General features: G+C 34.9%; 21 protein-coding genes. 8 read left to right on the plus strand and 13 right to left on the minus strand.

The features are described from left to right. Positions 1-58 precede the first annotated feature (58 nt). Complete coding sequence (locus tag AEQU1_RS14430) at positions 59-442, plus strand: hypothetical protein (RefSeq protein ID WP_111882232.1); 384 nt, start codon at positions 59-61, stop codon at positions 440-442. Here AEQU1_RS14430 and AEQU1_RS14435 read toward each other — a convergent pair. Both AEQU1_RS14435 and hutH read right to left on the minus strand, forming a co-directional pair. Continuing rightward, a complete protein-coding gene (locus AEQU1_RS14435; RefSeq protein ID WP_111882234.1) occupies positions 439-1,326 on the minus strand; it encodes a T9SS type A sorting domain-containing protein in 888 nt (295 codons plus the stop codon). The genes AEQU1_RS14430 and AEQU1_RS14435 overlap by 4 nt on opposite strands. A gap of 17 nt (positions 1,327-1,343) precedes the next feature. Continuing rightward, the gene (hutH, locus tag AEQU1_RS14440) at positions 1,344-2,855 is read right to left on the minus strand and encodes a histidine ammonia-lyase (protein WP_111882235.1); all 1,512 of its coding nucleotides are present in this window, start codon (positions 2,853-2,855) and stop codon (positions 1,344-1,346) included. A 196-nt stretch (positions 2,856-3,051) separates the two neighbouring features. Here hutH and AEQU1_RS14445 point away from each other — a divergent pair, with 196 nt between their 5' ends. Next, on the plus strand, positions 3,052-4,419 hold the full coding sequence (locus AEQU1_RS14445) for a TlpA disulfide reductase family protein (RefSeq protein WP_111882237.1): 1,368 nt from the start codon (positions 3,052-3,054) through the stop codon (positions 4,417-4,419). An 86-nt stretch (positions 4,420-4,505) separates the two neighbouring features. Here the strand turns inward: AEQU1_RS14445 and AEQU1_RS14450 are convergent, their stop codons facing one another. After that, complete coding sequence (locus tag AEQU1_RS14450) at positions 4,506-6,032, minus strand: NAD(P)H-hydrate dehydratase (protein ID WP_111882238.1); 1,527 nt, start codon at positions 6,030-6,032, stop codon at positions 4,506-4,508. Between the two features lie 166 nt (positions 6,033-6,198). Between AEQU1_RS14450 and AEQU1_RS14455 the strand changes: the two genes are divergently transcribed. Next, a complete protein-coding gene (locus AEQU1_RS14455) occupies positions 6,199-6,615 on the plus strand; it encodes a glyoxalase (RefSeq protein ID WP_111882240.1) in 417 nt (138 codons plus the stop codon). 114 nt (positions 6,616-6,729) lie between these two features. Continuing rightward, positions 6,730-7,980, plus strand: a complete 1,251-nt coding sequence (locus AEQU1_RS14460; RefSeq protein ID WP_111882241.1) for an OmpA family protein — start codon at positions 6,730-6,732, stop codon at positions 7,978-7,980. A gap of 72 nt (positions 7,981-8,052) precedes the next feature. Here AEQU1_RS14460 and AEQU1_RS14465 read toward each other — a convergent pair whose 3' ends face one another. After that, a complete protein-coding gene (locus AEQU1_RS14465) occupies positions 8,053-8,733 on the minus strand; it encodes a DUF2461 domain-containing protein (protein ID WP_111882243.1) in 681 nt (226 codons plus the stop codon). Positions 8,734-8,948: 215 nt separating this feature from the next. On the opposite strand from AEQU1_RS14465, the gene AEQU1_RS14470 reads away from it, so the two are divergent. After that, a complete protein-coding gene (locus tag AEQU1_RS14470; protein ID WP_111882244.1) occupies positions 8,949-9,383 on the plus strand; it encodes a hypothetical protein in 435 nt (144 codons plus the stop codon). Positions 9,384-9,471: 88 nt separating this feature from the next. Here the strand turns inward: AEQU1_RS14470 and AEQU1_RS14475 are convergent, their stop codons facing one another. The 6 genes from AEQU1_RS14475 to AEQU1_RS14500 form a co-directional block, all read right to left on the minus strand. Further along, positions 9,472-10,329: a YitT family protein gene (locus AEQU1_RS14475; RefSeq protein WP_111882246.1), complete on the minus strand. Its 858-nt coding sequence runs from the start codon at positions 10,327-10,329 to the stop codon at positions 9,472-9,474. A gap of 419 nt (positions 10,330-10,748) precedes the next feature. Further along, positions 10,749-11,198 (minus strand): KTSC domain-containing protein, encoded by a 450-nt coding sequence (locus tag AEQU1_RS14480; protein ID WP_111882248.1) that lies wholly within the window; start codon positions 11,196-11,198, stop codon positions 10,749-10,751. Between the two features lie 171 nt (positions 11,199-11,369). After that, positions 11,370-11,561, minus strand: a complete 192-nt coding sequence (locus tag AEQU1_RS14485) for a cold-shock protein (RefSeq protein ID WP_111816101.1) — start codon at positions 11,559-11,561, stop codon at positions 11,370-11,372. Positions 11,562-11,649: 88 nt separating this feature from the next. Continuing rightward, on the minus strand, positions 11,650-12,759 hold the full coding sequence (locus tag AEQU1_RS14490; RefSeq protein WP_111882466.1) for an acyl-CoA desaturase: 1,110 nt from the start codon (positions 12,757-12,759) through the stop codon (positions 11,650-11,652). A gap of 486 nt (positions 12,760-13,245) precedes the next feature. Beyond that, positions 13,246-14,559 carry a DEAD/DEAH box helicase gene (locus AEQU1_RS14495; protein WP_111882249.1) on the minus strand — a complete coding sequence of 438 codons (1,314 nt, stop codon included), beginning with the start codon at positions 14,557-14,559 and terminating at the stop codon, positions 13,246-13,248. After that, a complete protein-coding gene (locus AEQU1_RS14500; RefSeq protein WP_111882251.1) occupies positions 14,559-15,914 on the minus strand; it encodes a DEAD/DEAH box helicase in 1,356 nt (451 codons plus the stop codon). Before AEQU1_RS14500 ends, AEQU1_RS14495 begins: the two co-directional genes overlap by 1 nt. Positions 15,915-16,211: 297 nt before the next feature. Here AEQU1_RS14500 and AEQU1_RS14505 point away from each other — a divergent pair, with 297 nt between their 5' ends. From AEQU1_RS14505 to AEQU1_RS14515, 3 genes are read left to right on the plus strand one after another with little or no spacing between them, the layout of a single operon-like run. Then, complete coding sequence (locus AEQU1_RS14505) at positions 16,212-17,456, plus strand: NAD(P)/FAD-dependent oxidoreductase (protein ID WP_111882253.1); 1,245 nt, start codon at positions 16,212-16,214, stop codon at positions 17,454-17,456. 22 nt (positions 17,457-17,478) lie between these two features. Further along, on the plus strand, positions 17,479-17,787 hold the full coding sequence (locus AEQU1_RS14510; RefSeq protein WP_111882254.1) for a TusE/DsrC/DsvC family sulfur relay protein: 309 nt from the start codon (positions 17,479-17,481) through the stop codon (positions 17,785-17,787). Positions 17,788-17,806: 19 nt separating this feature from the next. Continuing rightward, on the plus strand, positions 17,807-18,280 hold the full coding sequence (locus tag AEQU1_RS14515; RefSeq protein WP_111882256.1) for a DsrE/DsrF/DrsH-like family protein: 474 nt from the start codon (positions 17,807-17,809) through the stop codon (positions 18,278-18,280). Between the two features lie 196 nt (positions 18,281-18,476). On the opposite strand, the gene AEQU1_RS14520 is transcribed toward AEQU1_RS14515, so the two are convergent. The 3 genes from AEQU1_RS14520 to AEQU1_RS14530 form a co-directional block, all read right to left on the minus strand. Then, positions 18,477-19,070 carry a hypothetical protein gene (locus tag AEQU1_RS14520; protein WP_111882258.1) on the minus strand — a complete coding sequence of 198 codons (594 nt, stop codon included), beginning with the start codon at positions 19,068-19,070 and terminating at the stop codon, positions 18,477-18,479. Between the two features lie 312 nt (positions 19,071-19,382). Continuing rightward, positions 19,383-20,117 carry a YoaK family protein gene (locus tag AEQU1_RS14525; protein ID WP_111882259.1) on the minus strand — a complete coding sequence of 245 codons (735 nt, stop codon included), beginning with the start codon at positions 20,115-20,117 and terminating at the stop codon, positions 19,383-19,385. 282 nt (positions 20,118-20,399) lie between these two features. Continuing rightward, positions 20,400-21,455, minus strand: a complete 1,056-nt coding sequence (locus AEQU1_RS14530; protein ID WP_111882261.1) for an NAD(P)-dependent alcohol dehydrogenase — start codon at positions 21,453-21,455, stop codon at positions 20,400-20,402. Positions 21,456-21,650: the final 195 nt, after the last annotated feature.

Below are 21,650 nucleotides of genomic sequence, written 5' to 3' on the forward strand. Positions count from 1 at the left end.
GTTAAATAACGGATGAAAATTTAAAAATTCGTAAATTACTTTATATAAACCCTGTTATATGATAAAAACGTTGAATTTTGAATTTGGTGAAATACGGGTTTTTAAAAACTTCGTTGTGGTTGTCATGAATGAGGGAATTACGGTTAAACCCGAATATAATGATGACTTGATTGCTATTTCAGAAAATTATTTTAGGGACAGACCATTTGGATATATAACGTATCGAAAAAATTCCTATTCGGTTAATCCTATGGTTTATTTAAAAACTTCCAAAATCGAAAATTTAATAGCATTTGCAGTTGTGTCGGATGATGCCCTTAGAATCAGGAATCTTGAGGTGGAAAGAAGATTTCTAACTAAGCCTTTTGAACATTTCAATAATCTAGATGACGCAAAAGATTGGGTCAACAAAATGATTAAGGATTTATCTCCTAAACTTTAAAAATTTATTATTTTAAAAGATTTTTTGCTATCCCCCAATCCATTTACTAAAAGAATATACATACCGTTTTGATAATTTGATAAATCAACATTAATTGACTTTTGATTATCATTGGTTATTAATTTAAGTTGTTTCCCAGACAGGTTGAAAATTTTAACACTCTTCACGTTTTGTGCATTACTTAAAACACAAATGCCAGTATTGTTCTGTTTTGAAATTACTACTTCATCTAAATTATGTTTTTTTACATTCAGATGGATCGGTATGCAGTCATTGATAGAATCTAAATTTGCATAAAAAATTTCGGTGTTTTTAAAAAAACAACTTAAGTGGCCGGCACCATTAATATCGGGATTACCTCCGGGGGCATTAATTATAGATAAAGACCCAGCTCCTTCTACCCAAACAGAATTTTCGGTACTTATTGTATTTCCTGGCGCAGGTGAAAAATAAAAATGCCTGTATTCATTACCATCCGCTAAAGGCCTTTCAATTATTGAATCAAGTACAAAATTACCTCCATCCTGCGGAAAGGGGCTATAGGGGTTTAGCATATTGAATGTATCTCCTTCATTCAACGAAAAATCATAAAGCAGAAATTCTTCATTTTGGCCCTGAGCTACAAAATTCAAAAAAACTTTTTTGTTGTTAACCTCTTCGCGAAGCAAAAAAGTACGGGAGATATAATGAAAGCCGTCTAAAATTTTATAATTCTTACCATCAACAATTGTATCTCCGTTTGTATAATAAACGTCTGTCAAACAGCCCGAAAAACATGAAGTTACGTGCCATTCATTCAAATTGTCCAACAATGGTTTGTATGCTTGCGCATAAATACTAAAGCTAAAAAAAGTAAAAATTGAAAATAGTAAAATTCTTTTCATAAGCTGTATTATAAAAATTATCCAAATAATATTTCTGAATCTATATCTAAAGATTGTAAAAATGCTACACTCGCGTGAATATCATCAGCCAAGATTCTATCGTTCTCTATAAATGAAACTACCGAACGGTAAGGCTTTAAAAACGATTCAACAAATGGTGAAGATTTTTTTTCGGTTCTAAAGCTAAGTGCCTGAGAGGCGTTCATTAATTCAATAGATAAAATTGTTTCTATATTGTCAATAACACGTAAACACTTTGTAGCTCCGTTAGCGCCCATACTCACGTGGTCTTCCTGCCCATTTGAAGAAACAATGGAATCTACTGAAGCTGGAGTAGCCAACTGTTTGTTCTGGCTAACAATGCTTGCAGCGGTATATTGTGGAATCATAAACCCACTGTTTAAACCGGGATTATTTACTAAAAAAGCTGGTAAATCACGGAGTCCCGAAACAAGTTGATAGGTTCTTCTTTCTGAAATATTACCCAATTCGGCCATCGCAATCGCTAAATAATCTAATGCGAGCGCCAGAGGTTGTCCGTGAAAATTTCCACCAGAAATAATAAGGTCTTCTTTTACAAATATGTTGGGATTGTCTGTTACTGAATTGATTTCTGTCTTAAATGTTTTATGTACAAAATGCAAGGTGTCTTTTGTTGCCCCATGAACTTGTGGAATGCACCGAAAAGAATAGGGATCCTGAACATTTTTCTTTTCGGAAAGACCCAACTCGCTTCCTTCCAGAAATTCTAAAATCTGCTCGGCAGTTTTTACCTGACCTCTGTGCGGTCGCACTAAATGTACCAAAGCATTATAGGGGCTCATATTACAATCAAAAGCATCTATTGAAATTGCACCAACTAGATCTGCCAAGTAGGATAGCTTATAACTTTTCAAAAGGCAATAAACTCCATAAGCACTCATAAATTGAGTACCATTCAGCAATGCCAATCCTTCTTTTGCTTGTAGCTTAATGGGTTCCCAATTAAAATTTTTCAACATTTTTTCTGAAGAAATTCTTTGGCCGCCAGAATAAACTTCGCCTTTCCCAATAAGGGGTAAAGAAAGATGGGCCAATGGAGCCAAATCGCCCGAAGCGCCTAAACTTCCTTGCGAATATATTACCGGTAAAATATCGTTATTGTAAAAATCAATTAACCTTTGCACAGTTTCAATCTGTACCCCGCTGTATCCATAACTTAGCGATTGTATTTTTAACAAAAGCATCAATTTAATAATGGGTTTTGGAACAAATTCACCTGTGCCACAAGCGTGAGACATTACTAGGTTTTCTTGTAACTGGGAAAGGTTTTCGGTTGAAATTTTCACATTGCACAAAGAGCCAAAGCCTGTGTTTATTCCATACACAGGAGTTTCGTTGTCCTTCATTTTATGAACAAGATATTCTCTCGATTTTTTTATATTTAATTGTGCTTCTTCAGATAGCTCCAGAGTTTTGTGTTTATCAACAATATCTTTAACGGAAGACAAGTCCAAAATTTCTGAACTTATGTAATGAGTTTCTTGCATTTGGAAGGTAAGATTTCCACAAAAATAGTATTTTTTAGTTGTCAGCCACTCTTTCTTTCACCCAAAAGCACTCTGTTTAATTTCTACTAAAATAGGTTCAACAACAAAATTATATCGAAAAATTAACAATGCGTAATGGAAAGAAATATTTACGCTATATGTAATTTTACACTAATCAATTAAAATTTAAAAAGTAATGAAAAAATTGAGTTTAATCGTTTTGGTTTTATTTATCATTTCCTGCAAACAGGAAGAAAAACCACCGTATTCTATAATTAATGGAACTGTTCAAAATAATATCGCTCAGACCGTTTTTGTTCGCGGAAATAATTTTGAATCCCGTATTCAGATTGGTGAAAATGGAACATTTGCAGATACCCTTCGTATAAGTGAAGATGGTTTTTATGAGATGTATGTGGGGCGTGAGCGTACTGGCATCTATCTTGAAAAGGGAAAAAATCTTTCCGTAAATTTAAATGCAGATGAATTTGACGAAACACTTAAATATTCTGGAGATTTAGCTAACATCAATAATTTTTTAGCGGCAAAATATCTTTGGAACGAAACAAATCTTGACTTTAAAGAAGTATTCTCTATGGATGAAGAAAACTTTTTAAAGCAACTGAACAGCAATCAGACAAGTATTGATAGTCTTTATTCAGCAAGCAAAATCTCCAATGATGATTTTAAGAATAAGCTTGCGGAAGAAGACAATTATACGCGTGCAATTATGTTAGAAAATTATAAAGACGCACATCGCTATTATATAGGAGATCAAAGTTTTAGGGTTTCCAGCGATTTTTATGATGAATTGAAAAACATAAATTATAAAGATACTCTTGCATATAGAAATTCAGTAGCTTACCAGAGTTTACTGGATGCACATTTTACTAGGTTAGTAAACGAAGAAACTTTCGAAAGCGGAAATAATAACCAAACCGTAATGTATCTAAAAAAGGTAAATGAAACATTGCCAAATGGATATGCGAAAGATAAAATAATGAGTTCTTATTTACAGTTTTCTTTAAAACCAGATAGTTCTCTTAATGAAGCATATAACATCTATAAGAATAGCAATCCAAATCCTGAAAATCTCGCAAAGATTACAGAACACTACAACAAGTTGAAAGAAATTACGGAAGGAAGCCCCTCTCCTACTTTCAATTACGAAAACCACAAAGGTGGAACCACTTCATTGGCCGACTTAAAAGGCAAATATATTTATATAGATGTTTGGGCCACTTGGTGTGGACCTTGTCTTCGAGAAATACCCTCACTGAAAGAAGTTGAAAAAGATTACAATAATAAAAATGTTCAATTTGTGAGCATTTCCATAGATGAAGCCAAAGATTATGATAAATGGAAAGCTATGGTTGCTGAAAAGCAATTAGGTGGAATACAGTTAATGGCAGATAGCAATTGGAAATCAAAATTTGTAGAAGACTACGCCATAATGGGAATTCCACGATTTATATTGATAGATCCTAAGGGAAATATAGTTTCTGCCGATGCGCCGAGACCTTCAGACCCTGAGTTGAGAAAAACTTTTGATGGGTTGATGTAATCAGCTTTTAGATTAATTTTTTAGCCACGAATTCACGAAGAAATCATTCGTGAATTCGTGGCTAACTTTTTAAATTAATTATTTGTTTATTCTTCATGTTCTTCTCTTGCAAATAGATCTAAATATGCTTCTGCAATACTTTCTATAATATCACCCGCCATTATAGCTTCATGTCCCATCTGCCCCGCAGCAATATCGCCCGCAAGACCGTGCATATAAACCCCAAAAACCGATGCAAGTAAAGGATCGTACCCTTGGGAAAGCAAACCAGTAATTACACCGCTCAACGCATCGCCACTTCCGGCCGTTGCCATTCCAGGATTTCCAGAGGAATTTACATAGAGCTTATCGCCATAAACTGTGATTGTATAAGCACCTTTTATGATCACTACAACTTGATGTTTATCTGAGAACTTCTTTACTTTTTCAAGTTTGTCATAATCGTTTTTCCATGCTCCAATAAGTCGTTTCAACTCGCCAGGATGTGGTGTTAAAATGGAGTTTTTTGGCAGTAATTTTAGCAGTTCTTTATTTTCAGAAATATTGTTTAGTGCATCTGCGTCTATTACAAAAGGAACTTTGCTGTCTTTGAATAGGCTCTTCAAAGCTTCCACTGTAGCTTTATTTTTTCCGATCCCCATGCCAATTCCAATAGCGGAAGGTTCAAAATCCACTGCAACTTTACTTATAAATTCTTCCTCTTTATCTGTAATTACCATCGCTTCCGGAATAGTGGTTTGCAGAATATTGTAGCCACATTTCGGAACAAAAGCCGTTACCATTCCAGCACCAATCCTGAAAGCAGCGGTTGTTGAAAGTACAGCAGCACCAATTTTTCCATAACTTCCCGCAACTATAAATGCGTGACCATAGTTTCCTTTGTGTCCAAATTTTTCTCGTGGTTGATAAAATCGCTGCGCTTCCGATTTTGAAATTATTTGAGCCAAAGGTTCTGTTTTTTGAAAGTATTCTATGTCTAAACCAATTTCCAAAACATCAAAATTTGAAACGAAACTAGCTGTTTCAGGCAAAAAGAATGCGAGTTTTGGCGCTTGAAAAGTCAAGGTGTGATTTGCTTTTAAAACTGCTTCTTTATCTTTCAAAGGCGAATTGGAAAAAAGACCACTGGGAATATCAATCGCCAATTTAAAGGCTTTGCTTTCATTAAGATATTGTATCAATTTTTTTACCCAACCTGAGGGGCACCGATTCAATCCTATTCCAAAAATTCCATCTACAATTATATCTTCACTATTTATCTCTGGAAAATCCGCTTCGCTTTTCATCAAAATGGGCCATTTCTTGGTCACATTTTTAATTTTATCATAATTGAGCAGAAAGTTTTTGGAACGCTTGTCGCTACAATTTACAACGTACACAATCACGTTATAGCCATGTTCAATCAGCAGCCTTCCAAGAACCAATCCATCACCTCCATTATCGCCAATACCACAGAAAATGCGGATGGGCACAGGTGCGCCCTTTAGCCGTTGGTGCAGCCATTGGAATATTTGCGTAGCCGCGCGTTCCATCAATGCTTCTGAAGTGATTTGTTGTTTTTCAACGGTGGCCTTGTCGGCTTCATAGAATTGTTCTGCAGAAAATATTTTCATCTATAACTTATTTTAAAAATTCATTATAATAATTTCAAATTGGCAGGTTTGTTGTTCATTAAGTCAAAGATAACATTCCCTCGCTTTGTTGAAAAGAAGGTTTATAACTAATTGTTCATCCTTCGAAAACACCATAGATAATTTATAATTTTAAAAAAAATACATAATGGAAACAAGAGATAGTATACTTCTTAGTATGCGCCCCGAAATCCCTTCCGCCAAAATCACAACAAATATGTCTGCCGATGAATGTTTTCAAAATAAAACATTACGGCCAGTTGTAAAACTGCAGAAAAATTTATTGTTGGCGGCTTTTAGAAACTACATTGCGAAGCATAAGAATGTATTTTATGATCTTAATGTTGAAAAGAAGTTGGATTATATTGAAAATGCGATTCAAAAGGATATTAAGTTTAGAAATTCGCTAAAAGGAATTATCATTGGGCATTTTACAATTGATGAATTTGAAATTTACATTCAAAATTCATCTGCATTAAACAAAAGGATGATGGATATTGTTAAAGAACGATTAAAAGATAATTTGCTATACTTGGACAGCGTTAATTTATTAATCGCTCAGTAAGAGGAGTCTACAAACCTCAGTGTTTATAAGGGTTTGTTAAATGTTTTGTAAAGTCCGTCTATCATTTGGGCACATTTATATTTGTAGGTACTTTCGCCAAAAAAACCTACAAATATGAAAAAATTAGTACTTCCTTTATTACTTTTAAGCGCTTATTTTCTTTCTGCTCAGGAAGAAAAAAATTATGATTTCAATAAATGGTCTATTGAAGTTTCAGGTGGATTCCACAAACCTTCAAGACCGTTTGCAGATAACTATTATTCAGATACACCAAGTTTTGGACAAGTGAGTGTAGGAACACGGTATATGTTCAACAATCGCTTCGGTCTTAAATTAGATTTTGGGTACAGCACCCTAAAAGAAGGAGATAACAGCCTTCCTTATGAAGCCAATTATTACCGCGGCTCTCTTCAGGGAGTTGCTAATCTTGGCTCTATTATGAAATTTGAAAGCTGGACCAACACTATCGGACTTCTATTTCATGCCGGGGGTGGATATTCACAATTGAGCCCTAAAAAACCCTTTGAGCTTGACGATAATGACGGTATGATGAACATTATTGCCGGTATTACTCCACAAATTAAACTTGGTAACCGCGTTGCTTTGAACACAGACCTTTCCGTTATTGGTAATGTTGGCCAAAATTATACTTGGGATGGAACCCAATCTACCACAAATCGAGGTTTTGATGGAATGATAGTTAATTTTTCGGCTGGACTAACTTTTTATCTTGGTGCAAATGAAAAACACGCTGATTGGTCTCCACAGGAAGATATTTTGAAAGAAAGACTTGTTGATCTTGAAGAACGATTGGTAAAACTGGAAACAGATCTTATAGATTCTGACCAAGATGGTGTGCCAGATTATCTGGACCGCGAACCAAACACTATGTCTGGTGTAGCTGTTGACAGTAAAGGTGTGGCCGTAGATAAAAATAAAAATGGTATTCCTGATGAAATTGAAGCTCCTTTAGATAATCGTTACTTGAAAAAAGGTGATGTAGCGAATCAAAATAACAGTGTAGAAGAACTTTTAAATAAAGGATATGTAAACGTTTATTTCAAGTTTAATAGTGATAAGCCAGAAACCTACTCTTTGGAAGCTATCAATTATTTAATGAAATATATGAAAGATAATGCTTCTGCAAAAGCTGAATTAATTGGCTATGCCGATGAACTTGGTAATCCGGAATACAACCAAACACTTTCAGAAAAAAGAGCAAAAAGAGTTTATGACATCTTAATTGCATCTGGAATTTCCGAAAGTAGATTGACTTACCGTGGAGGCGGTGAAGATTCTACCGTTGATAAATCTTCATCTCCTGCAAGACAGTTGGTGCGCAGAGTAACTTTCAGATTGAAATAGAAAATTTAGAATATTAACAAAAGTAAGAGCCTCCAAATTGGAGGCTCTTTTTATATTTCAGTATTATTATACTTATTCTAGAAGTGAGACACCATTTAAATCTGTAGTCAATACATCGCTCATGTAATTGAAAAACGGGCGTAGAAGTTGATAATGATAAATTAAGTTATCTTTAAAATCTGCGGCAAATACTTCTTCATCGGTGAACTTATGGTTTACAAAAAAACTTTTAAGTCGTATTAAATCAATATTTTGATTTTCTTTACTGAATCCTTTTGGGGCTGTCTTCACGGCATATTCCTGATTGAAATTTCCGAAGGACTCTTTAAATTCTTTTTGAGCTAAAATCGCTCTTATTTCAGAACTATCCATTTCAAATTCTTTACGGATTCTGAGTAAATCCAAAGCATTTGGATCAAAAAAACCTCCAGCCATATAACTATTTCCCGATTCCAAACGCAAGTAATAACCTCCGCGTCTTTGTGCTCCTGTCCTGCTAAAGCTAACGCTTCTGTGAACGTTATAAGGTGTTTTATCATTGCTGAAACGAATGTCTCGGTTTATTCGAAATATTTTTGTTTGGCCAATCTCATCAGTTCTGCTTAAACCATTTTCAACAGCTGCATAAAATTCTTTTAATGCTTTTTCATTCGCCAAATATTCCTTTTTGTGTTCTTGCATCCACTCGCGGTTGTTATTCTTTTTTAGTTTTAAAAGGAATTGAAATGCTGATTTAGGAATGGTAGAATTCATCTTTTTTTAGTAAATATAAAGGTTAATGTGCTAAAGGAAAAGAGAGACTCTAAATTAACTTTCTTTCCTCATCCAGACTTTTTAGTTAGCTTTTAATAAAATCCTGAAAAGTAAATTTTGATAACATTTGAAATAATGAGCTTAATAGAAATCTGTCAGGATTTCATTTATATTATATTGTATATTTATAACAACAACCGTAAAACCAATATATTATGAATGCAACAACAAAACCAAACACGGCATTTTGGATAATCACTGTGCTCGCACTATTATGGAACATAGTAGGCGTTATTTTCTGGTTAATGGAACATTTTTTCATGACCGAAGAATTGAAAGCTGCCTATCCTCCTGAAGAACTTGAATTAATAAACAGTGCCCCATCTTGGGGAATCTATGTTTATGGAATTGCTGTTTTTGGTGGTTTATTGGCAAGTATATTGCTTTTGATTCGCAAAAAAATAGCTGTGGGTATTTTTGGAATTTCATTATTGGCCATTCTGCTTCTCCAAGGTTACTGGATTTTTGGTATGGACATCGTCGGCGTTATGGGCCCAGGATCAATGATTATGCCTATTATTGTTATTGCCATTGCTATTTTTGAATATTTCTATAGCAAAGGAGCTGCACGAAATGGGTGGCTACAATAATTTAAAGGAACAGCATAAAGAAAGCTTTGGAGAAACAAAATTAGTGTCTATCCAAAGCTTTTTATCTGTGCTATTGATTCATAAAATATTAAGCCATAACATTATTTGACTCCAAGACAGTAATATTTGCATTGGGATCAATTTTGTAGATTATATTTTTTACTACTTCTAGCTTCTTGGTATTTCGGGTTACCAAAATCATCTTTTCATTGCTGTCGTGGTGAATCAGTTTTAAGATTCCATCAGTACTTTTCTTGTTTAGCAGAATCTCTTCCTGTATTAACAGGTTTTTGTTTGAAAACACCAAGATGGTTTTATTTTGAACAGATTTCTTCATAAAATATTCAATAGTTTTACTGATGGCAACAATGGCAACAATACTATAAGCCGCCATAGTAAAATCTGCAAAAACAACCGTTCCTAAAAGAATTACAATACCATCAACAATCAAGATAAGTTGATTGTATGGCAACCTTATTTTAGTTGAAAGAATACGCACTAAAATGTCGTTTCCGCCTGTAGTTGCACCTGCATTCATCACAATAGACACAGCCACACCTATGATTACACCCCCAAAGACAGAAGACATCAAAACATCATTTATAAATACTTTTCCTCCAGTTATGGAGCTTATAATATCTATATAGAATGAAACCAAGATCATAGAGAACAGGGTTTTCAATCCTGTTTTGGTTCCCAAAACCCTTGTTCCCCAAAGTAATAATGGAATATTAATCAACAGCGCAATCCAGCCTACAGAAATGCCCGTAAGTTCTTTGATAACAATACTTAAACCTAAAATACCCCCAGGCACGATGTGATGCGGAATAATGAGCAAAGCGTAGGCAACCGATAATAATAAAGAACCCAGAAACACATAGGTATAACTTGTTAGCTCTGTGAGCACAATTTGTTTTTCTAACTTGATGGAGAAAACTCTTTTCATCTTGATTATATTATAAAAAAAAGTCCCTTTAATTTTGTATTTATCAAAGGGACTTTAAAACGGTTATTATGTTTTATCATTCACTTTGAGGTATGGGTATATGCTTGCGACTACGCTTATGCATACGACAATTAAAATAAATTGAATGTGTTGTATTTTTCATTTTTTAATATGTGTTATATAAAAAAAGCGTTCCTCTTTGGGGAGGAACGCTTTTTTATATTTTTTATAATACAATCGCCCTATACCCCGGAAGTTTCTCCGTGCATCTTACAAATATTATATGAGCGAAATTGTTTCATAATTATAAGGGCAAATCTATGACAAAATATTTTAGGTCTAAATATGCTTTGGGAAAAGTTTTTGATTTTTTATTATCTCGTTAAAAAGATTGATTTCAAATTGCCCTGGAAGTGCTTTTAAGCATTCTCCATAGTGCGTTTAGATTTTCTATAAAGATAATTTGGATAAATAGTACGCTTTGCAAAACGGTTCAGCTTATCGCTGTTTACCATTTTTATATAAATTTGTCTGGTTACACCAAAGTATTCATAGGTGTTACCATCTAAATAAGTAATCTCTAAAAGCATTCCTTTGTGCTGAAAGTCGGCAATGCCTGAGTTCGTGATAGTCTCCGTGTATTGTTCAAGATTAGCTTCTTTTGTTTCAGGCGCAATGCTTACCAGAAAATGGTAGCCATCTATAATCTTGCGGCTATTCACCTCAGCTTCTTCACGCATTTCATCACCATCTTGGAACTTGTCGGGGTGCCACTCTTTAACCAAATTTCTATAACTGGTTTTTAGGGCTTTTAACTCTATGTCTTTTTCAACACCAAAGAGTTTTTTGTATTCATTAATGCGTTTCATAAGCGTGTATCTTTTGCGGCCGCGAAAGTAATGTTTAATATTGAAGAAAGAACTATTTTTATAGCTCTATTATTTGAAATTCCTATTGCGTTAAACATTTTGGGTGCTAGTAAAATAAAAAGACCACCTGTTAAGATGGTCTTTTGGTTGTTTACGTTAAGCGTAATTATGTTATAGTAACCTTACTTTTACAGCGCTAAGACCTTTGTCTCCTTGCTCCACATCAAATTGTACTTTGTCATCCTCACGAATATTGTCAATTAAATTTGTAGAATGCACAAAAATATCTTGATCTGTGTCCTTTACTTTTATAAAACCAAAGCCTTTTGCTTCATTGAAAAATTTTACTGTACCTTCTTTCATTACATTTACTTTTTTAGTATTTATTAATTTATTTATAAATTTCTTAAACATTGTTTCTGTATTTTATATAAAAATTGTTGTTTGCTATTTATGGGGTTACCACCGTATGTTTTTTTCCCAATAATTGAAGCATCTTAATATGGTCCACTATAGCTTGGCCAAAGTTTTTTTTCACATGATATTCCATCCCGTACTCTTCAGCAGTTTCTGCAACAATCTTAGTTAGTTGCTTATAATGTATATGGCATACATCTGGCAATATGTGGTGTTCCACTTGGTAGTTTAAGCCACCAATCATCCACGATAAAAAGTTGCTTCTAGGTGAAAAATTTGTAGTTGTCTTAAATTGATGGCTGTACCAATCGTCACTCATATGTCCTTCCCCATTGGGAAGTGGAAATTCATTTTCAGGCATAATATGGGCTACTTGAAAAACTGTACTTACCAAAAGACCGGTAACAAAATGCATGCTAAAAAATGCCAGCAGTATTAACCACCAATCCTGGGGAACCATTATCATTGGTAATACTAATGCGTAAGTATAATATAGCAACTTCCACCCTATCATAGCGCTAAGCACTTTTTTGAATTCATTTTTTTTATTAAAGAACCCCATATTCTTATAGCGTATAAGTCGCACAAAATCTTTTGTGGTAATCCACGATATGGTAGATATCCCGTAAAAAAACCAGATATAAATATGCTGAAAACGGTGCAGCCAATAATGCTTTGCATGAGGTGAAAATCGTAAAAAGAATGGTGCGTTAATATCGTCATCTGCGTGCTCTATGTTTGTATAACTGTGATGTAATACATTGTGCTGTACTTTCCACACCGCATCATTTGCACCAATAAGGTTAAAAGTATAGCCTAAGAGAGTGTTCACCTTTTTATTTCTGGAATAGGAACCATGTATCGCGTCGTGCATAATACCCATTCCAATGCCAGACATGCCAAGGCCTGCTATTAAATAGGCTGCAAAAAGTAACCATACAGATGTAATTAAACCCGTAGATAGAAGTATGATTGGGACAAAAAAGAAAGAAAGCATAACCACAGTCTTGGTTACCATATTTGTATTAGCGTTCCTGCTGATGTCATTTTTTTTAAAATAGGCATTAACCCTACTCCTCAGGGTTTTTGAAAAGGTGGCATTCTGCTCCCTCGAAAATTTTGGGTTATTTATCTTCTTACTCATGGATTCAATTGCTAACATTCCGAAGCTAAGAATAAGTCCTAGAAATATAGGGTCTTAGCATTTATTAATGAATGGTGCAGTGTTCAGGAAATTGTATATGAAGAAACCTTTTGAAGAGAACCATTGTAATTAATCCTACTGGTTTTAACCATAAAACACCTGTTGCACTACGACTGTTAAAGTATAGTAGAAAGCGAAGGATTAATTAAAATTCGGTGGAGATTAAAAAAAGATAAGCTGACTAAATCGTCTATAGTTACAAATGTAGACTAAATTAACAGGCACGCTCTATTTTATATGTTAAAGAATTGATTTTCATACAAATAATCATTGAAAACATTGTGAAGTAAAAACGACTGTCTGTACTCAGCGCAGTCCATATGAGTAAATTGAAAATTCGACTTATTTAATCTCCCAAGGCGGAATTCCCATCATAGCAAACAGCTCCATTTGATTGCCACGCGGGCTCATAATGACGGTTAGTAACTAAAGGATATAAATTCGCACTTTCTTCTTTTTAAGACGGCTATTGTTAAGTTTACCAACCAATTGATTGGCAAGTGCTAACGGCACAGCAACAAACGCACAATCCTGTTTTAGCTCTATAGAACCCAATTGTTCATTTGTAATATTTCCTTGCTTAATAAATAAGCCTGCAATATCGCCTTTAGAAATCTTATCTTTTCTTCCACCCGAAATGAAGAGCGTTTCCCAATATTGAGACACCAATGGCGCTGCTTCGGGAATTTCTATTGGTTCTGTTTTTTCAATAAACTCTGGCAACAACTGGTTTTTCCATTTCAGCACATAGGCAGTACCTTTCTCGTTAACGCGCGCTGTTCGGCCATTTCTGTGCGTAAATTCTACTGCCGAATGAGGCAGCTCGTAATGGATAATAAATTTTAATTCGGGAATGTCAATTCCTCTAGCGGCAAGATCAGTGGCCACTAATATCTGGCTAGTGCCATTTCTAAATTTTATAAGAGCCCGTTCTCTATCTTTCTGTTCCATTCCACCTGAAAAACAGGTATGGCTTATCTTGTTTTTATTCAAAAAATCACTCACCATTTCAATACTGTCTCTAAAATTGCAAAAGATAATTCCAGGTTGATTGCCGAGGTAATGAACAAGTTTCAACAAGGTTTCTAACTTGTCCTTATCAGGAGAAATAATTATTTTAATTGCCAGTTTAGGATCTATCTTTTCAGATAAATAATCGAGTACTGTTGGGCTTTCTAATTTTACAAATTTTGGAATCCCAACTCCTTGTGTTGCAGATGTTAATATGCGCTTACTTACACCTGACAATTCAACAAGTATTTCACTCATTTCACTTTCAAAACCTATCTCTAAAGACTTGTCATATTCATCAAGCACCAAAGTCTTTATACTCGCTTTTGAAAACCGGTCATCGTCAAAATGATCTAAAATTCTTCCTGGAGTACCTATCAAAATAGCTGGAGTATGTTTTAATTCAATCTTGTCTTTGCTCTTAGCTCTTCCACCATATACGGCATTCACTTTAAATCCCGAACCCATATTTCTAATTACCTGTTCTATCTGTATAGCAAGTTCGCGTGTGGGAACCACAATCAAAGCTTGTACTTCTGGATTATCTATATCTAAACTTTTAATTATAGGCAACAGAAAAGCCAATGTTTTACCCGTTCCCGTTGGGGATAACAGGATTGTGTTTGCTGTTTTTCCAATTAAGGCAATAGCTTCCTCTTGCATAGGGTTTAATGCCGCTATGTTGAGCTTTGCTAAAATATCCTGTTGATCTTTTATCTCGTTTGCCATTACTTTTGTTTCTTCTTTTTCTTTATAGGCTTTACTAACTCTTCCACTTTTGGCGGTACAGCAGTAGTTTGTGCTAATTGGTACGCTAATATTTTATCTATAAGTTCGTCTTTAGTCAAATGGTGGAATACTGTACTTATTTGTTCCTTAAACTCCGCTGAAATAGTTCTATTCGGTTTTGTTTTAAATATTTTCTTTGCCCATAGCAGCGTATTATTTTCTTCCGTGCTTTGGGCGTCGGGTTTTTTCATTTCTTTAAAAATAATACCTAACTCTTCTTCAAATTCTGGTATTTCAAAAACCTCTTCTTGTTGAAGAATAGTTACCGAAAGCCCCGTGGCTCCTGCCCTAGCCGTTCGACCGCTTCGGTGCACATACGTTTCATAGGTATCTGGCAAGTGATAATTGATTACATAACTGATTTCCTTAACATCCAGTCCCCGCGCGGCAAGGTCTGTTGCTACAAGTATGTCTATATTTCCTTCCCGAAACTGCCCCATCACCCTATCACGAATGGCTTGAGTTAAACTACCATGGATGGCACCGGAAGAAAATTTATTGATAGCTAGATTTTTTGCCAGTTTATTGACGGCAGCTTTCGTTTTACAGAAAATAATACCTCGTTCCCCTTCCTTACTACTTAAAAAATGTAGCAGCACCTCAAGCTTTTCAATGGGGTCTACCACCATAAATTGATGGTCAATGCCTTGATGGCCCATCGTTTCCATGTTTGCTTCTATATGCAACACATGCTTGCTCATATAGTTTTGCACCAATTGTTTTATCGTGCCGGGCATGGTAGCGGTAAATAGAAGCGTTCTTCTACTTTTTGGAATCTCCCCAATAATGCTATCCAAATCAGTTTTTAGGGCAGTTACCATTTCATCCGCCTCGTCCAGCACCAAATAGGCTACGTTTTTCAGGTCAATAGCGTTTCGGTTTATTAAATCTACCAAACGTCCTGGCGTAGCAACAACTATATGGGTAGTGTTTTTTAACCTTTCTATCTGAGGTTTTATAGGGATACCGCCACAAAGTGAAGCGATGCGTATTTCTGGACTGTGGGTGGCAAAAGCCTCTAAATTGGCGTGTATTTGCTGGCCAAGTTCGCGCGTAGGCGCTAGAATTATGGCTTTTATATTAGTGTTCTTAGGATCAATAAGCTGTAGGAGCGGCAAGCCAAAGGCAGCCGTTTTCCCACTTCCAGTTTTTGCTAATGCAACAACATCCGTGGTTTGAGTTAGAATGATTGGAATTGTTTTTTCTTGAATGTCCGTTGGTACAGCAATGTTTAATTCGGTTAAACTTTGTTGTAATTGGGTATTGATTCCTAAATGTGAAAAGGTATTGGGCATAAAATGATTTTCGGCAAAGATAGTTAGGCTTTTGGTGGTAAAAGTTAAATGTGGCAGGAACTTAACACAGTAACAAGAGGGTTTTTATTAGTTTTTCTATAAAATTTTAACCTCTTGTATTTTTTTTATAGCTTTTCAATATTACTTTTTCAAAACAAAATCTAAGTGAACTTCCCTGATAAGAGTAGTTCGTTCTTCTTGATAAATCAAATTTTTTTAAATTTTCTGCCTATAATTGATTTTTATCATAAAATTTATAATCATACCTCCTTAAATTTGTTTATAAACAGATAGATAATGAAAAAATTAATTATTCTAGGAGCAGGTACTTCGGGTACAATGATGGCCAATCATCTGGTTTCTAAGCTGGATAAAAAGGATTGGAATATCACGATTGTTGATCAGTACGAAACGCATTACTACCAACCCGGTTTTTTATTTTTACCCTTTGATATTTACACTACCAAACAAGTAAAAAAGAAAGGTAAAAAGTTCATTCCGAAGGGCGTAAACTATGTACAGGAGAAAATTGAACTCATCTTGCCGGCCGAGAACAAAGTGACGCTGGAAAGTGGTAAAGACCTCAACTATGATATTTTAATTGTAGCCACGGGTACTAAAACTGCACCAGACGAAACTGAAGGTATGGATGGTCCCGAATGGTACAAAAGCATCTTTGATTTCTATACCTATGAAGGTGCAAAAGCTTTAAGGGATAAATTACGCAAATGGGAAGGTGGTAAATTGGTGATTCATATTACTGAAATGCCTATTAAATGCCCCGTAGCTCCTTTAGAATTTGCTTTCTTGGCTGATTCATTTTTTAAACACAAAGGCATGCGCGACAAGGTAGATATCACTTTTGTTACTCCTCTGGATGGTGCATTTACAAAACCGAAAGCAACAGCTGCACTTCATTATTTATTGGAAGAAAAGAACATTAAGGAAGTAACCAATTTCAATATTGAACGCGTGGATTATGAAAACAACAAGATTATAGATTACGCAGATACTGAAGTTGAATACGATTTGTTGGTCACTGTTCCCACTAATATGGGCGATGCTTTAATAGAACGCTCTGGGATGGGAGACGATCTCAATTATATTCCAACTAATAAAGCAACGCTTCAATCTATTGACAATGAGAATATTTTTGCCATTGGAGATGCTACTAATTTACCAGCGTCAAAGGCAGGCTCTGTAGCTCATTTTGAAGCTGAAATATTAACCGATAATATTCTTCGCTATATAAATGGAGAACCCTTAAAAGAGGAATTTGATGGTCATGCCAACTGTTTTATTGAAACAGGAAACGGGAAAGCGCTTTTAATTGATTTTAATTATACCCACGAACCGGTGGAAGGTACATTTCCTTTCCCAGGCGTTGGTCCCTTGAGTTTATTAAAAGAAAGCAGAACCAACCATATGGGGAAAATGGCATTCCGGTGGATTTACTGGAATATGCTAATTAAAGGCATACACATTCCCTTTGTTTCAGCAACAATGACTGAAAAAGGAAAAAATTATGAAGAAGCTAAATAAATTGAACCTAAATTTTTAAACGATGAAAAAAGTATTAGCAAACAAGGAAATTGATGTAAACGAAGAGGGATACCTTCTAGATTTCACACAATGGAATAAAGAAGTTGGAAATAGTCTTGCTGAAGAGTGCGATATTGTTTTAACCCCTAGACACTGGGAGTTTATTGAATACATTCACGATAAATACAATAAAGAAGAGCCATTGTCTATTCGCGGCATTAAGAAAAGTGGGGAATTTGATGTAAAAGAATTTTACGCCCTGTTCCCCGGAGGCCCATTAAAAAAAGCGACCCTTATCGCTGGAATTCCGAAACCTAAAAGTTGTATTTAAACCTTTAAACTAAAATAAAATGGCTACAAAAGTTAGAAAAATGCTTTTCATATTATCGAAAGCAACGATTGAGAATGCATATGCAGCCTTCATAATGGCAAATGGCGCTCGTATGGAGGGCATAGAGTCAGAAATATTCTTCACGTTTTTTGGGTTGGAGGTAATTCAAAAGAAAAAACTAGCACATTTACATGTAGCAACGGTTGGTAATCCTGCTATGCATATACCTACCATGTTGGGAGGCTTACCCGGTATGGAAGCCATGGCAACCAAAATGATGAAGAAAGAAATGGAGAAACTGGATATGCCACCCATTGGTGAATTTTTAGAGATTCTTTCCGATTCTGGCTGTAAGCTATGGGGATGCAAGTTGGCTGTGGATATGTTTCACCTTGAAAGAAAAGATCTAATTGATGAACTAGATGGCATCTTAACCATTGGTGATTTCTACAATAGAGCCGATCAAGAAGGTTGTCAGTTAGTGTTTATTTAAACCTAAAAAATACTTTTTTTTACAAGTAAAAGAATGTTAAAAATCCGGTATGTGGTATTAACCCTGCATCCCGGATTTTAGCAATTTGGTGAAACTAATTCTGTCAACATATTCTGAACGTTTATTGCTCATTTTTTTTTTGAAGAAATAATCTATTTAGCCCTATGGTACTTCCTATCTGCTTAAAATGATGGACTTACTTCCATATTTTATAATTTATAACCAGCTTCTTTGTTTGAATCAGTTTTCTCCAGTCTATAAATAACAGACAGAAAAGAAGTACTAAGCTTAGTACAAAACTTGCAATTGATTGCCAAGAAAACGTGTTCTCTATTAAATTATCTATATTTTCGGATGCGTATTTACCTAGATGTAATGCAGCTGTATCACTTGTAAATTTACCAATAATAAAAGCTGGTATAATATAAATGGGTTTTAATCTGGAGATGCCACCCCATAAAAAAAGCGGTGTAGTAGGCAATGGCAACAATGAATAGGCAAGAATTATAACTTGTCCCTTCCATTTATTTTCTTTCATTTTAGCACCAAGAAACTGAATATCGTTATTCTTTGATTCTTTTAAATATTTAGTAGCCAATAGTGGCGCATACAAAAGTAAAATATATCTACCCAGTACAGAACCAGCTACTCCTACCAAAATAACAGCCCAAACATTTAGTTCGTAAATGATCTGAAAAAACATCATTATCGTAAACGCAGGTGGGAAAGGAAAAGGTACTATATCAAACAATAAAGCACCTAAAAAAACTAATATATATTGCCACCACATGTTATATTTTTCTTTTACTTGAAATTTCTATTTAATAAGCACCTAAAATATTCTATATAAATAGTTTCATAATAGCCGAAAGATAGCAAATCGTATGAGATTCCGAGTCAATGAAGGAATTAAAAGCCAATAATTTACAGGATAACCTCATAATAAAGAAAACATGGCTGTCTGCCCTGAGCTCTTTCGAGGTTGCTCCATTTGACAGGGTGCAGCTTTAAGTATGATAAAAAGTAGCTTCATGAAATTGCTGCGTTTTATTCGCAATGATTTGTTGTTTCTAAAAAAAAAATTAGACTTCTATTTGTAAACTTATCTTCCTTGTATATATTTCCTTCTGCCCTTAATTAAACCGAACCTAAAATCGTCATAAAAGAGGCTTGCCAATAAAATAACCGCAGCCAGAATTAAAGTGTTGGCCTTCAAACCTATCCCCGAATAAAGAAATCCAGCCGTGATTCCTCCGCAAAAGAAAAAGGAAATAATGAAAATACGAAGTTTAATTGTCGCTTTAATTTTATCAATGTTAGGATGTGTGTGGGGGAAAAACAGTTGCGATAGCTCAATTCCCAAATCTGTAAAAAGTCCTGTTAAGTGGGTAGTACGAACGACCGCGTTAGAAATTTTGGTGACAAATGAGTTTTGTAGTCCCATTGCGAAAAGCAACGAACAAGCTATTACTGCTGGATAGCTGACTCCCGTAATATTATAAAATACAGTAACCGCCAATAAAATGGCAACTTCAAGTAAGGTGGGCAAAACAAAAACATTCAATCGTTTGGTTTCTTTGAACTTTTCTATCAAAAAACTCGAAGCAAAAGAACCAAAGAGGAATGACAGAATAAACAGTAAATATATGGCAGCCTTCCAAAATTTAAAATTCTCAAAGTCAAATATAAAAAGAGCGAAATGCCCTGTAACATTTGTAGTTAATTGTTGGATGGCTAAAAAGCCGGTTACGTTTACAATTCCCGCAACGAAAGATAATACGGTAGCAATTCGTAGATTGTGCTTTAATGTTCTACTTTTTCCTTGATGTCTAAACATACATTTTCATTTGGATAAAGTTTGATCATTGTAAAGATATGTGCGAGAAAGAGAAATACTACTTATTCCTTCAAAGGTATTTAAAAATCAGTTTGGTGAAAGTTTTAGGCGTATTAAAAAAATAAATATCTTCTTCCTTTTTTCTACCTAATCAATATGAGAGTAGTTCGATTATCATAGTCTATAATCCTCTTAAGTAATTAAAAATAAAAACACCTCAAAAATTATTTATATAAATAATTTTTGGGGTGTTAATTTACTTGCTTTCTAAAAGTTTAACTTCTAATTTTTAAGTGAAGCCATATCAATTACAAAGCGATATTTAACATCTGCTTTTATCACTCTCTCATAGGCATCATTTATATATTTGATGTCTATAAGTTCAATATCAGAAACAATGTTGTGTTTCCCACAAAAGTCGAGCATTTCCTGTGTTTCTTTAATACCACCAATTAAAGATCCAGCAATGCGCTTACGTCCCATAATAATACCACCGCCATTAAATGGTTCTAAAGGCTCTATTGCTCCAACAAGCACCATTGTGGCATCAACTTTTAAAAGGCCAATATATGGATCCATCTTGTGACCAACGGGTATAGTGTTTAAAATAAAATCGAAGGTACCATTGTGTTTTGCCATTTCTTCTTCGTTCTTACTAATAAGTACTTCGTGGGCTCCAAGTTTCTTAGCATCCTCTGCTTTAGATGGTGAGGTGGTAATCATAACAACATGAGCACCCAACGCATTTGCAAACTTAACGCCCATGTGACCCAGACCACCCAAACCAATAACGCCAACTTTATCACCTTTATTAACGTTCCAATTGCTAAGTGGAGACCAAGTGGTTATACCTGCACACAATAAAGGTGCTGCGCCAGCTTCATCCAAGTTCTTCGGAATATTAAGAATAAATTCTTGATTCACTACAACACTTGTTGAATATCCCCCAAATGTTTGTTGTCCCTTTATATGCTTATCTTCACTATTGTATGTAAAGGTTGCGCCTTTTTCACAGAACTGCTCTAAATTGTTTTTACATTGGGCACATTCTTGGCAGGAATCTACCATACACCCTACTCCTACCACATCGCCTTCTTTAAAATTTTTCACATTTTTCCCAACGGAAGTAACATGACCAATTATTTCATGTCCAGGAACTACCGGATATGTGGAACCGCCCCATTCATTTCTAGCTGTGTGGATATCGCTATGGCAAACGCCGCAATAGGTAATGTCAATTTTTACATCATCATCGCCTACATCCCTACGCTGGATGTCCATGGGTTTTAAATTGTCTTTTTCGCTTTTTACGCCGTATGCTTTTGTGCTTGTAGCCATCTATCTTTTGTATTTTTTTATTAAATTTCGTAGGGATTAATAAATGTCCCCACAAGTTTTTTGATTTATGTAAAGATATTAAGTTACCTATCCAATTCGGGTTAAGGGTCTGTTAATAACTTGGGAACTCTTTATGATTAATTCTAAATAGAATCACAAAAAACCATTTGAGCTACTTTTATTTTCATATCAGTT

The sequence above is a fragment of the Aequorivita sp. CIP111184 genome (assembly GCF_900489465.1).
Taxonomy (GTDB): Bacteria; Bacteroidota; Bacteroidia; order Flavobacteriales; family Flavobacteriaceae; genus Aequorivita.